The organism is Mechercharimyces sp. CAU 1602 (genome assembly GCF_024753565.1).
Lineage (GTDB): Bacteria > Bacillota > Bacilli > Thermoactinomycetales > JANTPT01 > Mechercharimyces.
This window is the reverse complement of record NZ_JANTPT010000006.1, coordinates 18,957-32,959: the sequence shown is the minus strand read 5'-3', so window position 1 is coordinate 32,959 and position 14,003 is coordinate 18,957. Positions and strand designations below refer to the sequence as shown.

The following is a 14,003-nucleotide window of genomic DNA, read 5'->3' as shown; positions in this document are numbered from 1 at the left end:
TCTTTAGGTCTTTTAGGGGGAGAAGCTGGGGGTGGCAACAAGCCACTTCCCTTTTTATATTCACTAGGGGAACAGAGAGGCTTTTAGTCTTTAGGTCTTTTAGGGGGAGAAGCTGGGGGTGGCAACAAGCCACTTCCCTTTTTATATTCACTAGGGGAACAGAGAGGCTTTTAGTCTTTAGGTCTTTTAGGGGGAGAAGCTGGGGGTGGCGGGATAGGTTGACATAGTACGATTTCGTACTATAAAATAACTGTGTAAATACTAGTAAAGGAGAAAAGTGGTGGTATATTGTTTTCAGTATTTAGACCAACTATTTGCTGTAGGTCCTTTTGTATTGAATGGAGATACTATGATGGCTCCTATGTGCTCAATTGATTCAATGGATCCTCTATGGATTTCTTTAAATGATTCTCGATGGAAAGAAGTTATTTGGGTTAAAGATGAAATGAAGATTGATGTTAAGAGGTCTGTGGCTGAGTGTCTTCTTGTTTTATTGCAGGAGGTAGAAGAGTATTCTCCTTATATTAGGGATCAGAGAGGGTCTATTATCTTATGGGTGATAGGGGGATCTCCTTGGATTACAACTCAAGAAGCAGAGAATGTTTGGAGGATACGTGGTATCCGTCAAAGGATACTTGAAGGACGTTTTCATCCAATAGATATTCGTAAGTCAGCTAATATTTGGTTGATTCATGTTTCAGGTTTGATAATGAAATACGGATTGCCCAAGGAGATGATGAAATGAGCAAATCAGCTAAAAATGGTCAAATTGAAGGTATATTGGTATTACTAGTAGCAGTTATCGGGTTATTTTGGTCGTTTTGGAATAAATATAACTATGTTTTTTTTGGTTTGTGGGAAAGCTTTATGATTAATTTGGATACTATTCTCATTGGGTTAGCTGTTCTTCTCGCCATTCCTTTCTTTATATGGATTTTGATGGTAGGGTTTCAATTTTATTTTTACTTGCATCGTTATTCGATCATCGAAACAAGAAAAGTCATATTGAGTAGGGATGATACGACAGATCCGTTCGAAGTCGCGAAGTTTATTGATTCTGTTAATGGGATGCTTCTTACAAGATTTCCTCTTACAGGATGGTTTACAGGCTTTCATCATTTCGTTTGGGAACAAGGACAACGAAGTGGACAGAAGTATATTCATCTTTCAGCACCGGGACCGATCTTGGATCAAATATGTAGTAGTTTGCAGTCTGTGTATCAGAATATCCGATTTGAGACTATCGAGCGGAGAAAAAATGAACCTGTGCCGAAAGAGTATTTGCAACTACGTCTACAGCGAGATTGGATTTATCCTTTGCAGAGCTTAAAAAACTATCAGAAATCAATATCTGAGGCATTCTTTGCTTCGCTGGATAACATAGAAGAGGATGTGAAGTTCCAAGTTGTGATGACACCTTTATCACTTCATAGACAGAATAAATTGATTAAATTGCATGATGAATTCGAAATGAAATACAACCAAGAAGAGGAAGGGGATTCGGGTAGCGGATTAGGTATGGGGCGACAGAAGGAGCTAAAGGCGAGTTTTGAGAATCGAGGAAAAGGATTATTTAAATGCGAAGTTCGGATTGTTTCTGTATCAAAAGAGGCTAGACAGTCTGTTATTGGATCCATGGCCGAGGCTTCGTCAGAAAACAGATTGATTCCTGAATTACTTCCTAATTGGTTGCTGCGATCCGCAATGAAGCGGTTTTGGTGGCGCTGGTGGATGGAAGCGGCAATGCCTTCGATTTTATTAGGTCCAAAAGTTAAATTATCTTCGTTCCATCTTGCTACTTTGTTGCAGTTGCCGTCTATGCGTTTGAGGGTATCGGGGTTAGAACGATCTGCTTCTCGACGTGTTCCTCTACCAACGGGTATTCCTGACAATAAAGCTGATTCTTTCATGATTGCAGAGAATGGAAAGCCCATTTCTATTCTAGAAATAGATCGATATTTAAATATGTTGTTTATTGGTCTCCATGGATCGGGGAAGACGAAGGCTATGACGGATTATGCTGCTCCAGTTTTAAAAGATCCAGAGCAATCCTCTGTGATCGTGATCCATGACCGAGGTGATGCCGAAGCCTTCTTGGATCGAATTCCTCCTGATAAGAAAACTTATGTGATTGATTTATCTCGTCCCAGTGATTATGGATTAAACGTTCTTGCAGACGATGGGGTTCAGGCAGATACTTTATCAGGGAACCTCCTATCTTCGTTTAGAACAGCTTACGGGAGATCTGCTGTCGGGGATCAGTCAGGGGATTTTCTTCAACAGAGTTTTCTGGCTCTAAGAAAAGTTCGTGATACTCATGATCGATGGAAGCGTGCCATACCTGTTATTGATTTTCGGCACATGCGTGATATGTTAGTCGATGATGATTTTCGAGAGAGCGTAATGAATGATCTACCGGATGGTAGCAGTATTAAGAAGTATTGGACGACACAATTTTCAAACCTTAGAGAGTCACATAACACTTACGTTAATAAGGTGGCTCCGATTCTCAATAAATACAATACTCTCTTAGCCAGCGAACGAGTAGAAAAGATTCTCTGTCATCCGTCGCCGCTTACTTTACGGAAAATCATTAGAGAAGAAAAGGCTGCTATCATCTTGTATACGGGTAAGAATGAAGTTGGCCAAGAGACCAGTATGCTCATGTGTAATATGCTGATGAGTCTTCTATTTCAGGCTATTTCCTCACAAGCTGACATTCCTCAAGAAGAACGGGTTCAAGTGAATCTATTTTTGGACGAGATGCACGGATACGCAAACGATGCTCTCAAGGAAATCTTGCAGGAATCTAGGAAATATGGAGCCCGTACAACGGGAGCCACACTTAGCCTTTCATCCATTGAGGATCCGAATTTACAGAAGGTGTTCAAACAGCTATTTGGACATAAAGTTATATTCCGAAACAATGATATGGATGAAGCAGATGCTTGGGCGAAGTCTTTTGCTCAACTTTACAGTAATTTCATTGGTTTGCGTGATGAGGACCAAGACAGAGTACGGATTGGGACGGACGATATTCTTCAAATGAAGAGATTCCATGCTGTTTGTAGGTTAACTGTAAACGGTGAAGTAAAAGAAGCCTTTATCGCTCAAACGATTAAGGACAAAGAAAATCCCGGATGGAGAAATCATCATCCGTGGCCTGAAAGAAAAGATATCCAATTACATGAAGTGAAGATACCTGAATTAACCCCTGAAGAGCAAAGTAAGCTAGGGGTGAACAATAAGAAAGATGAAACTGCTAAAAAAGTAAACCCAAAAGAAACAAAAATAAGAGAATTAAAAGGAATTTCCTCTCAAATTGATAGTGAGACAACTGAAGTAAAAGAAGAAAATAAGAAGGAAGTTTATCCTGCGATTGGTTCCCTGAGTGCAAATAAGGTAAGAGGGATTATTCAAGATATGGGTATTCCATATCTTGAAGCAAAAATATACTTAAATGAATTCATGAATGCTATGGATGGGAAAACTACTAGAGAAACGGATCGAAACCTAAGAAAGTTTTTGCAATCAAAATGGGATCCAAAAGATGAGGTCGAAGAAAGTAAGAGTGAAAGTGACGTTAAAAAAGAGTGGCCGAAAATTGGAACTGTTAAACCACAGAAGGTGGAGGAAATAGTAGAGAAGATAGGAATTTCATACGAAAAAGCAATACCATTATTATTGGAAGCAGACAAGGAAATTCAAGAGAGGAAAGCAGCAGGTGAGACTATTAAGAGTCAACCTGAGATTATTCGCCAGAAGCTCCGCCAACCGAAAAATGAATCTGCATAAAAAGAGGACCACCTAGTGGTCCTCTTTTTACAATTCAAGCTGATCCCATAGTGAAAGGCTATTATCGGGGTAAGGCAAGCAGTTCCATGTTTGATCCTCTACTTCGTCGACAGGTAGAAAAGCAATCTTATTAAATGCTTCTCCGTATGCGATTTTCCGTAAAGGGTCGATTGAACGAACAACTCTTCTTTTCCTTCCTCCTGTCTCCCAACTTTCACGATCTCCCACAACACAAATGAATGGCTCGGTATCGTATTTCTCTTTCCATGTTTGCTGCCTGCGATAGAGCTTCCATCTTGTAATCTTTTCTCTGAATCGTCTTGGATCTGCTGACCGCTCATACTCGACATGGAGAACCTTCTGTCCCTGATCTGTAGTAAAAATAAATATAGCATCCGGCTCGACCACACGGTATTTGCCATTGGGGAGTTTCACGTGTTGTCTACAAAGTTTAGTAGGTAACCATTCAAAAGACAGCTTGCGATTATTAGCCTCTTTGAATATTTCTAAACAAAATTCGTTTAAATGCAAGTCATGTAGCATGTAACTAAATTCAATTATGTTTTCCTCAAGCGAATAAAAAACTGCTGCTGCTTCGTCTGAATGAACTCTGCTACTTCGAATCAACAGATCCTTTCCTAGATGGGTTAGACCAAAGATGTTTGGCTTGCTTCCAGGGTCTCCATCACGTGGACGCACTTTCATGACTAATCCGACATTATACAAAGTTTTCATTCTTCTCTGTGTTGAACGCAACCCGTGGATTCCATCAGGGAAAAGTAAAATGGAAATCTGATGGGTTGTTAGAAAGCGATGCTCCAATAAAAATTGAAGTATATCTAAATCCCGCGATTGAAGAGAAAATTTAAAAGGATTTTTTTCCATACCCAATAACATTTCAATTGTCCACTTCGAGTCTGACATTTCCCATTTTGGAAGGATGTTGCTGAATTTGTTCATTATAATTCCCCCAATACAATGTACGTTTCTATAATGTACGTTTCTATAATGTACGTTTCGATACTATTTAGTGTACGTTTCTATAATGTACGTTTCTATGAAACGTACATTCAAACTAATATATGAATGTTAATCCTTAGTTATTCTTTCTTTCATAATACCTTTAAAAGACTAATATATCAATGTTTTGTTATAGTTAGAGGAGCGGCCCCACCCGCGCGCCCCTTCGAGGAAGGGAGTCACGGGGGGAAAGAATCCCCGTGACTCCCTTCCTCGACCGCCAACTTACTAACGTAGGGTTGGGGACGGGGCGCGCGGGTGGGGCTTATGTATATGTTATGTGTGTATTTAAAAAGAAGGTAGTAGATAAGTGAGAGGTACTAATGGGCATGGGAGGTAGTAGTTACGTGAGAGCAACCGAAGTAGATAAGTGAGAGGTACTAATGGGCATAGGAGGTAATAGTCACGTGGGAGTATCTAAGTAGTTACATGAGAGGAACTTGAGAGGCTAGCGAGGTAATAGAAAGTGAGAGTAAACGTGCAGTTACAAGGGAGCGGAGATGATTCTAGGCATTTAATAGGTAAGTGAGCAAGTTTATGTGACGTGGTATTTATTAAGAACCGACGGAGGTAATAGGGAGACGCTCAAGGGACGCTACGCTTTCCGAAATAAATATTTTTGATTTCGTATTCTCTTCATCAAAAATATTTATTTCTCCACCCTTGACGGAACCATGCGGGCTGGTTGTGTCGTCGGTGCCGACGGGGACTCAGGAAGATAGGGCTTCAAGGCTCCCGTCGGCTTGGATAGTATAACCGCCCGCAAGGTCTCCGTGCGCTTCGGAGAAGTGAAAAGATTGCCTGCGGCGCGCCTCAAGGAATCTAAGAAGATAGGGGAAATGAAAACATGTGTATTCCATTTGTGTATATTGTTCTCTTAGAAGGGCAAAGCCTTGACGAAGAGCAAGAAAGCCTTCTTGATATTTATGTTGAAACTTATAGCGGTTGCGGTTCGGAAATTGTTTTTGAATATATTTCAAAAGAAGCCACTAAGGGTGAAATGGATGTTTTGATCTCTAAATGGAGTAGGAAACAAATTGAAGATGATCCCAATGAAATTGATTTGGATATAACGGTAATATTCGCTTACCCAAACCCTTATTTATTAGGTCGATGGAGTCAAGAAGTTGGTTGGGTTGAAGCAGATGGCAACGACAAAGGATATTTTTACTCGTATATCTTTCAACCTGTCTCTTTTACTGAACCTTTACCCCTGAAATGGTTTGATCCCTTGGTTACCGAAAAATGGATTATGATTGAGGCGTAAAGAAAAGAGAAAAACTTAAAAATAGTTATGTACATATGTACATAACTATGATATAATAAAGGTAACAAGGAAAGGGAGATGATTAGATGGTAACGTGTTGTATGTGCGGTAAGGAGAAAGAGAAAGTCGATTATGAGGGCTGGTGTTTTGATTGCAACTATGACCATGATGATTATGTCACTAATCCAGATCGTCACATGAAATTTGAACTTGAAGAGGAAGAGGAAGAGGAAGACGCTTATCTTCTAGAAAAAGATGTGTTTACATCAGTCCACGGATCGAAGGCGAGAATAGTTGTGGTCGATTTTAAAAGGTGCGAGGTTGTCTTTGAAAATGTTTTTGATGAAAGTTATCAATGCATTCATTTCTGGGACTTAGGTGTTGAAACTACATTGACTGAGAAGCAGATAGGGGAACTAAAGCGAATGGAAGGGGAAGAGGATACACCGTTTGATTATAGTTTGTTTAGTAAAACGCTACTTGAAAAGCTAATGGGGATTGCGAAAAGGAAACTTGCAGGTGTGTAAGGTGAAAAACCGCATCATAGTTATGTACATATGTACATAACTATGATGTGGTAAAGGTGAAAGGAGGTGATTAACATGGGTTTCGGATTTGCTATTCAACATCTCGAAGGTTACAACGAGCAAGCCATTGGTCATTACTATGAAGAGCAATATTTAGATGCTATGGAACGTGGGAAATCACCGCATGAAGCATATGAATTAGCTGAGCTAATGGTCTACATCAATTTGCATCAATTTAAGGAGGGAAACCAATGAGAAACGAGTTTTATCATCATGTAGAACGGGGGCCGAAAGAATGGCTCCAGACAATACAACCTGAGACCATGCCTCGCCCCCGTTTTGCAATGAAGTACAACGAATGGAAGCGTCTAACGCTAGATCAACAGAAAGCTATCCTAGACAACGCAAAAAAGGCGGCTCACCAGCGTCCACTGGTAACCCGCACTTGAAAAAAATACTCACCATCATTTTAACATAAAGGAGTGTTTTGCTACATGTACAACAAAAAAAGGTTCGTAATGACCTCTCTTATAGAGGTGTTTCATCAACATGGATTACCTGCGGTTTCTGAAGAAATGGGAAATAAATTTTTGATAAGGGAGATGAGTATATGAATACAGCCGAAGATAAATTATTCCGTGCAATTTTAAAGACATTAAAGGATAACCCTGATTTGGTAGAAGAAATCCAGCGCAATCAAAAGGAAGAGGCTCCCTGTGTAACAGAAAAAGAAGCACGTTATTATCAAGAGATGATTATTCAGGGGTTAAGTAAATGGGGAAAAAGCACCAAGCTAAATGAAACCCTTGTTACTATGCGAATACAGCCTAATTGGGTCAAAGAAGTACTCTTTTTTCTGGTGAAAGCTAGTGATGGATACTATATTATTTGCGTCATCAATGACGAGAGATCAGAGTCGTATACAGTGTTTTACACTAAAAAGGTCGCTAAGACGACCGAAGAATGGGACGAGGAGACGATGTATAAAGGGTGTGATAAGTTCACGGATATTGTGTTAGAGGTAGAATCTTTATTAAAAAGTGAGGCAGAGTTGCTGAATTGGTCTTAAGAAATGTACGTTTCTATAGTATACGTATCTATAAAACGTATACTATAGGATTCATTTTTTAATGAATCAAGAGATTAGAGACTATCATATTCTCTGTATTTACGGGGTCAGACCCTTCGCGCGCGTCTTCGAGGAAGGGAGTCACGGGTGGAAAGAGCACCCGTGACCTCGTTGTTTTTAGCGTGAAAAGGTTGGTAGATTAGGCGGAGGGTAAAACCTCCGTGTGCTGCGGAGGATTGAAAAGAATGCCTGCGGCGTGCCTCCAAGGAATCTAAGAATATGGAAGGCTTCTGTATCTATCAATGCCTCTTGAGTCAACTGAGATGCTGTGTAAGGAGTTCTAAAAGGCATATGGCCTCTCTAGGGTCTCTTAAGATTTACAGTGCATTAAATCGTGTTCACAATCTATTAAAAAGGGTACAATGAGAGGAGGTGGAAGAGAGGTGATCTTTGTGAAGGAGAAGAAAGATCGATTTAGAGGTGAAGTTGAGAGAACTAGGATGATGATCTGGATCCATGAAAGGGACAAGCATGCTCTTTCGGAATCGTTATTATTAAAAGGCTTGGATATAACGACATTTTTGCTATATCAAATCCACTTGTTTTGTGAGGAAATGGAGAGGAAAATTAGAAATGGAGCGAAAGAGGTTCCTAAGGAGCGTAATCCAGGAATAGCTAAAGAAGAGAGGGTTGAGATTGGTCTACGATTGGACAAGACTCTGAAGGAGAGATTTGATAAGGCAATTAAGTATGTTCCTGAGTCAAAAAATGAGATGATTAATAAATGGATCAGTGAGTATCTGAAAAAATAGACCTAAGACTTAGGTCTATTTTTATTGTTCGCAATACCATCTCAAAAGGAGGTTTAGATAGAAAAAGCGAATTGTCATGTGAGAAGATATTCAGTCATGACCGAAGCCCTTCTTGAAACCATAATTACACGGGTTAAGTGTATAGAACTAATGGTGACGACATGACAGTCAGAAAGGGAGTATTAGAAGATGGATTGGCTAAAAGTCAGTGAAATAGTAGGTCAGACAGGGTGGGGAGAAAAAACGGTTAGACGGTATATTGAAGATTATCCAGAATCAATTTTGACTAGGCGATTTAATGGAGTTCTTTTGGTGAAAGAAGAAGCAATTGTAATCATGGAACAAATTCGTCAACTATATAAAGATGGTTGGGAGAAAGACAGGATTAAAAAGTTGCTTTTGGAGACTCACCCAGTAAACGTTTTACCTACTGACGACAGACAGTCACCAGTGCTGTCACGACAGGACTTAATAGATATGAAGAACCTTGCTTTTCAACAAGCTCAGATGATTAAAGACTTGTCAGATCGTCAAGAAGAGTTAATACACGAATTAAAGGAAATAAAGAGGGAACAAACGCGATCTGGGCGGGAGATCCAGAGTTATCTTTCGGAGCAACGTGATGACAATCAAGAGATAAAACAGACGCTATCGCGAGTTGAGATATATTCTCGCAAGCGTAGAGGACTTTTTTCTAGGTTTAGAAGAGATGACTAATAAAGTTAGAGTCACACGGAAAGTTATCCGTCGTGGCTCTACGGGCATTTTCCTTTAATTTAAAAGGTAAAGAGCGGAAGACAGATCAATGGCGACGCGACAGTCACTATTAAACATGTTTAAAAGATGTTTTAAATATGTTTAAAAGAAAGTTTATTCTGAATATATTAGCATTATACTTGAATCCTTGATTTATAAGGGTTTGAGCTTATTATTGAGATTTGACAGAGAGCGAGAAATGAGATATGTTTAAAACAAGTTAAAAACATGTTTTAAACATATTTCGAGATGGGGGAGTTATATATGAGTAATTGGGAAGTAGTTGGGTTGGATATTGGGCGGAGCCAGCCGAAAGGTGTCAAAATGAGCGAGTATGGGCAATTAGAAACATATAGTTTCCCAAGTTGGATAAGCTCTTATTATGAGAGTCAGGGCGAAGATCCTTTAAAGTCTGATGATGATTTGGTTGTTGAACTATTGGAGAATGGTGAGAATAATGGCCCGAAGTTTTTTGTAGGGGAGGTTAATGAATTTGCAGCCAAACGAGGAACGGATTATAAAAGGTTGTCAGAAGAAAAGGCTACAAAACACAATTTGATTTTTGCTTTAACGATGTTGTATCGAATGGGAATTAAGGATTATCAGCCTGTGGTGATCGGTACGGGGGTCCCGTACCTTAAATTGAAGGAGTATGGTCCGAAAGTGAAAGAGCAGTTTGATAATAAGCGGTATAAAGTCAGATTCTATAAACAAAAAAATCAAGTTGAAGCGAGAGTTTTTGATGTACGTTTTGGGTTTGTGGTTCCTGAAGCCATGGGAGCTTATTATGATGATCCAGTTGATGATTCAATTGGAATCTCCGACTTGGGGAGTGTAACGCACAATCTTGTTTATCTATCAAAGAAGAGAGTGAAGATTGACTTCTCAACAACGAAATTCTGGGGATGTGATAAGCTCGAAGACAATGAGAAGTCGGTTGCGAATAATGAAGAGATTGCAGAAATGGTTTGTACAGACATGAAAGGGATGGATTGGCCTTCTGAATTGCCAATTCGATTGGCTGGTGGAAAGGCTAGTGACTTGTTACCCTTTGTTCGGAAAGTATATCCTAATGCAAGTGTTGTTCCTGATCCGCTGTTTGCAAATGCCAGAGGTTTTTTCAAAGTAGCTAACTTGAAAGCCAAGGAATTACAACTTGTTTAGGGGCTGTTGATTTTATGAGCGAAAAGAAGGAAAAAAGGAATATTGTTAAGGGGGTCACGTTTTCAACAAAGAAAGAATATGATCAAAAATTGAAAGAATATGTTGAAGAACAAGCGAAAAAGCAGGATGTCAGTGTCTCAGCTTACTTTAAGGTTTTGCTGGAAGTTGATAAGTTACTTGAAGGAAACCTTTACAAACTAAAGCCACTAGTTGAAGCGAATAAAAGCTTGGCAGGCGAATTAACGGACTTAAAGACGTTGATGCAATATTTAGGGGTTACACAGTCTGTACAAAATCCAAGTGAATCAGAAGAAGCAGCCGCAAGTGAAGAGCCTGTCCAAGAATTGAATGCTGATGATGTTGATATGGACATGATTATGTAAAAAATAATATAGGCCCATCGTCATTAGAATAGAGCAAGAGATTATATAGCCGAAAGGCTATTTTTTTTACCTGATTCCTTTATAGGTAAATATTTCTGGACAATGCAAATGAGATCGTACAAACTATAGTTGATATCTGTTATAGGAGGGGAAATGGTGGAATGGTGGACCACTAGTACAGCAGCTAATTTTTATGGAAAAACAAGAAGGCGGATGAGCCAATTAGCATCTGAATCAGCCGACAAGGCCACATGGCCTAAGAAGTTACATAGTGGAGATTTTGTAGCCCCCAAAGAGATCTGGGGCTATTTGTTGTCAAGGAGAGATGTTGGTCTTGGTCAATTAGAGATTTACATTAAGCTACTAAATATACCGGATGTTGAATTGATGGGCTCCACAGAAATAGGACCTGAGTTAAGCGTAACAAATAATTGGATTGCTAAGTTGGCTAAGAGCTATAAAGAAGTAAATCCCGATGCTTTATGGCCTCAAAAGCTTGGGAGAGAATGGTATGCGCCTAGAAAAATTTGGTATGAAATCTATCAATTAAAGAAGCGAAAGCGAAAAAAGAAGAAAAATTGAGAAATAAGGGTTGATATTTCCTTAGGACGTACTATATAATTATAGTGAACACAGGAACTATATTCCTCAATAGGGAGGTTGAATGAGTGAAAAGGAAGGATGCTGTAACGATAGCTTCTCTAGCGGTTTTTGCTTCTATGACTACTTTCGGGGCTGTGTCGGCTAATCCAAGTGGGGAAGTTCCACTAGAGCAACAACAAACCCCACAGACCGAGCCACAGTCAGAGTCACAAGCAGAGCCACAGTCAGAGCCACAAGCAGAGCCACAGACCGAGCCACAGTCAGAGCCACAGTCAGAGTCACAAGCAGAGCCACAGACCGAGCCACAGTCAGAGCCACAAGCAGAGCCACAGTCAGAGCCACAAGCAGAGCCACAGACCGAGCCACAGTCAGAGCCACAAGCAGAGCCACAAGCAGAGCCACAGTCAGAGCCACAAGCAGAGCCACAGTCAGAGCCACAAGCAGAGTCACAAGCAGAGCCACAAGCAGAGCCACAAGCAGAGCCACAAGCAGAGTCACAAGCAGAGCCACAAGCAGAGCCACAAGCAGAGTCACAGTCAGAGTCACAAGCAGAGTCACAAGCAGAGCCACAAGCAGAGTCACAGTCGGATTCACAGTCAGGTGAAATAGCAAAAAATAATGGTTCAAGTCAAACTCAGTCAGATGGCGAAGTAGAAACTATGGCTGAAACAGGTTGGAATCCAATTCCTTTAGCTTCAATGATGATTGGACTCATTGGGTCGGGATCGACTTTATTGATTCGTTTCCGAAGGGTTTTCTAAAAGATGAAAAGATTCCTTTCATTTCTGTTTTTTATGTTAGGGCTGATCATGGTGATTGAGGGTTTTAGAATGGGGAGCATTCTATATACTGATTTCAGTAAAGATCGGGCAAGGGCTGAGAAGTGGAATAATGGAATGATAGAGACGCGAGATATAGAGAAAAAAATCGAGACCAAAAATAAGGATGCTATAGAAGAAGAGTGGGCGCTTGTGGAGGTGCCCACTCTTATAAAAGGTGATGAGGGTAAAGTAGAAGGAAAAATGAAACTCATTTCAAATCCACCTTCTCCAGTCTTGCAAAATTCTAAGTCAAAAGAAGGGCGCTCTGATTTTATTCAGTGGGAAAATCCGAGTCTTTCACAAAAGATAGGTACATTACTTATTCCTAGAATTGGATTGAAGGTCCCTGTCATATTAGGAACAGCTGAAGAGGATCTAGAAAGAGGGATTGGTGTTCATTCTTCTCTTTCCCTTCCAGGTGACAGAGGTAATGCTGTATTAGCGGGTCACAATAATACGTCTCTTAAAAGAGCAGGGGAAATAAAAGTGGGCGATGATATTATTATTGAGGTCACGCAAGGAAAAATCGTTTATCGGGTTAAGAAAACCTGGGTGACTGATATGAATGATTCAGATGTTCTTTCTCAAACCAATCGTGCGACGATGCACCTTTACACCTGTTATCCCTTGGATCAGCTGGGATACACTACAAAACGATATGTGATCAAATCTGAATTTATCGAAGTGAGGGGGTATGAAGATGAGGACAAATAAAAGAATATGGGTTGCTCGATTGGGATCGTGGATTCTGATCGGTTCTTTAGTTGTGTTGGCTGGTTTATCAATTTATAAGTTATTGGGGCCGGACGATGTGCAAGGGACGATGGTAGAAGAGAAAACGGTGGAGTACAAAGTGGATTCTGCCTATGGAGCGGCGAAATTCGCGGAAGACTTTGCATACTACTGGCTTATGCATGATTTGGAGAAAGCTCAGCAATATACTGCGAAAGGTTTTGAGATTCCGAGTGACGCATTAACCACGATAGAAAAGCCGAATGTTTTGGGGACAGAGGCGTGGGCACCTGTGCATACGAGTAAAACGACTGTGAGTGTGTTGATAAAAGGACTTATTGAGGAAGGGAAGGGAAAAGAGGCTAGGAGAAAAACGGTTTATTTATCTGTTCCTGTCGTGGCAGCGGCAGCAGGACAATACGGGGTATATGATATCCCTACTTTTGTTCCCAAGCCAAGTGCTCCAAAAGTTCCTGAAACGAAAGAAGAAAGTGGAGAGACAGTAAAAGAGAAAGAGAAGATCCAGCTATTTCTAGATTCGTTTTTTCGACAATATACGTCGGGGCAAGCAAGTGATCTAGCGCAATATTTTGCAGACGGAAAGTCTAGATTGCCATTGTGGGAAGCCAAATACAATCGCTTAAAAAGCTTAGACCTCTTGGGTAAAGAAAATGGGGATGTGAAGGCAAACGCTGAAGCGATCATGGAAATCAATGGGGCAACAACGATTCAAAAATATGAGTTGATATTAAGAAGAGAAGGAGAAAAATGGGGCTTAATAAAAATTCATCCTGACATTCCATATGACTATGAAAGGGAGGAAGAATAGATGGATCTAATTAGAAATTTGCTAGGGGTCATTACCCTGATTCTGATGGGGAAAGCCGTATGGGGGGCGATGGAAAACAGACAGATGGTGATGGCTACGGCTTGGGTATTAGTTGGTTTGGTTGTTTTTGGAGTACTTACTGATATTGGAGGCAACAACGAGGCTTTGGCAAAAGTTCTAACGGGTGAATTCAAAGACGAAATCATAAATTTAGGAGAATAAGGT

The 14,003-nt window shown here is 40.3% G+C and carries 17 protein-coding genes; 16 read left to right on the top strand and 1 reads right to left on the bottom strand.

Annotated elements, in window-relative coordinates:
* Window positions 1-280: 280 nt before the first annotated feature.
* Window positions 281-745, top strand: coding sequence for a hypothetical protein (locus tag NXZ84_RS14930; RefSeq protein ID WP_258841152.1), 465 nt, complete (start codon window positions 281-283; stop codon window positions 743-745).
* Window positions 742-3,795, top strand: coding sequence for a type IV secretory system conjugative DNA transfer family protein (locus NXZ84_RS14925; RefSeq protein ID WP_258841151.1), 3,054 nt, complete (start codon window positions 742-744; stop codon window positions 3,793-3,795). Before NXZ84_RS14930 ends, NXZ84_RS14925 begins: the two co-directional genes overlap by 4 nt.
* A gap of 27 nt (window positions 3,796-3,822) precedes the next feature.
* On the opposite strand, the gene NXZ84_RS14920 is transcribed toward NXZ84_RS14925, so the two are convergent.
* Entirely contained in the window at window positions 3,823-4,755 is a 933-nt protein-coding gene (locus NXZ84_RS14920) for a replication-relaxation family protein (RefSeq protein WP_258841150.1), read from the bottom strand.
* A gap of 907 nt (window positions 4,756-5,662) precedes the next feature.
* On the opposite strand from NXZ84_RS14920, the gene NXZ84_RS14915 reads away from it, so the two are divergent.
* The 14 genes from NXZ84_RS14915 to NXZ84_RS14850 all read left to right on the top strand — a co-directional run bounded on the left by NXZ84_RS14915 (window position 5,663) and on the right by NXZ84_RS14850 (window position 14,000).
* Window positions 5,663-6,082 carry a hypothetical protein gene (locus NXZ84_RS14915; protein ID WP_258841149.1) on the top strand — a complete coding sequence of 140 codons (420 nt, stop codon included), beginning with the start codon at window positions 5,663-5,665 and terminating at the stop codon, window positions 6,080-6,082.
* Between the two features lie 86 nt (window positions 6,083-6,168).
* Window positions 6,169-6,609 carry a hypothetical protein gene (locus NXZ84_RS14910; protein ID WP_258841148.1) on the top strand — a complete coding sequence of 147 codons (441 nt, stop codon included), beginning with the start codon at window positions 6,169-6,171 and terminating at the stop codon, window positions 6,607-6,609.
* Between the two features lie 75 nt (window positions 6,610-6,684).
* Complete coding sequence (locus NXZ84_RS14905) at window positions 6,685-6,864, top strand: hypothetical protein (protein WP_258841147.1); 180 nt, start codon at window positions 6,685-6,687, stop codon at window positions 6,862-6,864.
* Window positions 6,861-7,058 carry a hypothetical protein gene (locus tag NXZ84_RS14900; RefSeq protein WP_258841146.1) on the top strand — a complete coding sequence of 66 codons (198 nt, stop codon included), beginning with the start codon at window positions 6,861-6,863 and terminating at the stop codon, window positions 7,056-7,058. The genes NXZ84_RS14905 and NXZ84_RS14900 overlap by 4 nt, the downstream gene beginning before the upstream one ends.
* Before the next feature lie 161 nt (window positions 7,059-7,219).
* Window positions 7,220-7,678, top strand: a complete 459-nt coding sequence (locus NXZ84_RS14895) for a hypothetical protein (protein WP_258841145.1) — start codon at window positions 7,220-7,222, stop codon at window positions 7,676-7,678.
* A gap of 452 nt (window positions 7,679-8,130) precedes the next feature.
* Window positions 8,131-8,490: a hypothetical protein gene (locus tag NXZ84_RS14890; RefSeq protein WP_258841144.1), complete on the top strand. Its 360-nt coding sequence runs from the start codon at window positions 8,131-8,133 to the stop codon at window positions 8,488-8,490.
* 189 nt (window positions 8,491-8,679) lie between these two features.
* Window positions 8,680-9,207 carry a hypothetical protein gene (locus NXZ84_RS14885; RefSeq protein ID WP_258841143.1) on the top strand — a complete coding sequence of 176 codons (528 nt, stop codon included), beginning with the start codon at window positions 8,680-8,682 and terminating at the stop codon, window positions 9,205-9,207.
* 303 nt (window positions 9,208-9,510) lie between these two features.
* On the top strand, window positions 9,511-10,410 hold the full coding sequence (locus NXZ84_RS14880; protein WP_258841142.1) for a ParM/StbA family protein: 900 nt from the start codon (window positions 9,511-9,513) through the stop codon (window positions 10,408-10,410).
* Window positions 10,411-10,424: 14 nt separating this feature from the next.
* On the top strand, window positions 10,425-10,793 hold the full coding sequence (locus tag NXZ84_RS14875) for a hypothetical protein (RefSeq protein WP_258841141.1): 369 nt from the start codon (window positions 10,425-10,427) through the stop codon (window positions 10,791-10,793).
* Between the two features lie 156 nt (window positions 10,794-10,949).
* Window positions 10,950-11,375 (top strand): hypothetical protein, encoded by a 426-nt coding sequence (locus NXZ84_RS14870; RefSeq protein ID WP_258841140.1) that lies wholly within the window; start codon window positions 10,950-10,952, stop codon window positions 11,373-11,375.
* A gap of 86 nt (window positions 11,376-11,461) precedes the next feature.
* A complete protein-coding gene (locus tag NXZ84_RS14865) occupies window positions 11,462-12,157 on the top strand; it encodes a hypothetical protein (RefSeq protein WP_258841139.1) in 696 nt (231 codons plus the stop codon).
* Window positions 12,158-12,226: 69 nt separating this feature from the next.
* Window positions 12,227-12,931 carry a class D sortase gene (locus NXZ84_RS14860; RefSeq protein ID WP_258841138.1) on the top strand — a complete coding sequence of 235 codons (705 nt, stop codon included), beginning with the start codon at window positions 12,227-12,229 and terminating at the stop codon, window positions 12,929-12,931.
* The gene (locus tag NXZ84_RS14855; protein ID WP_258841137.1) at window positions 12,918-13,778 is read left to right on the top strand and encodes a conjugal transfer protein; all 861 of its coding nucleotides are present in this window, start codon (window positions 12,918-12,920) and stop codon (window positions 13,776-13,778) included. Before NXZ84_RS14860 ends, NXZ84_RS14855 begins: the two co-directional genes overlap by 14 nt.
* Window positions 13,779-14,000, top strand: a complete 222-nt coding sequence (locus tag NXZ84_RS14850; RefSeq protein ID WP_258841136.1) for a hypothetical protein — start codon at window positions 13,779-13,781, stop codon at window positions 13,998-14,000. It abuts the gene before it with no gap.
* Window positions 14,001-14,003: the final 3 nt, after the last annotated feature.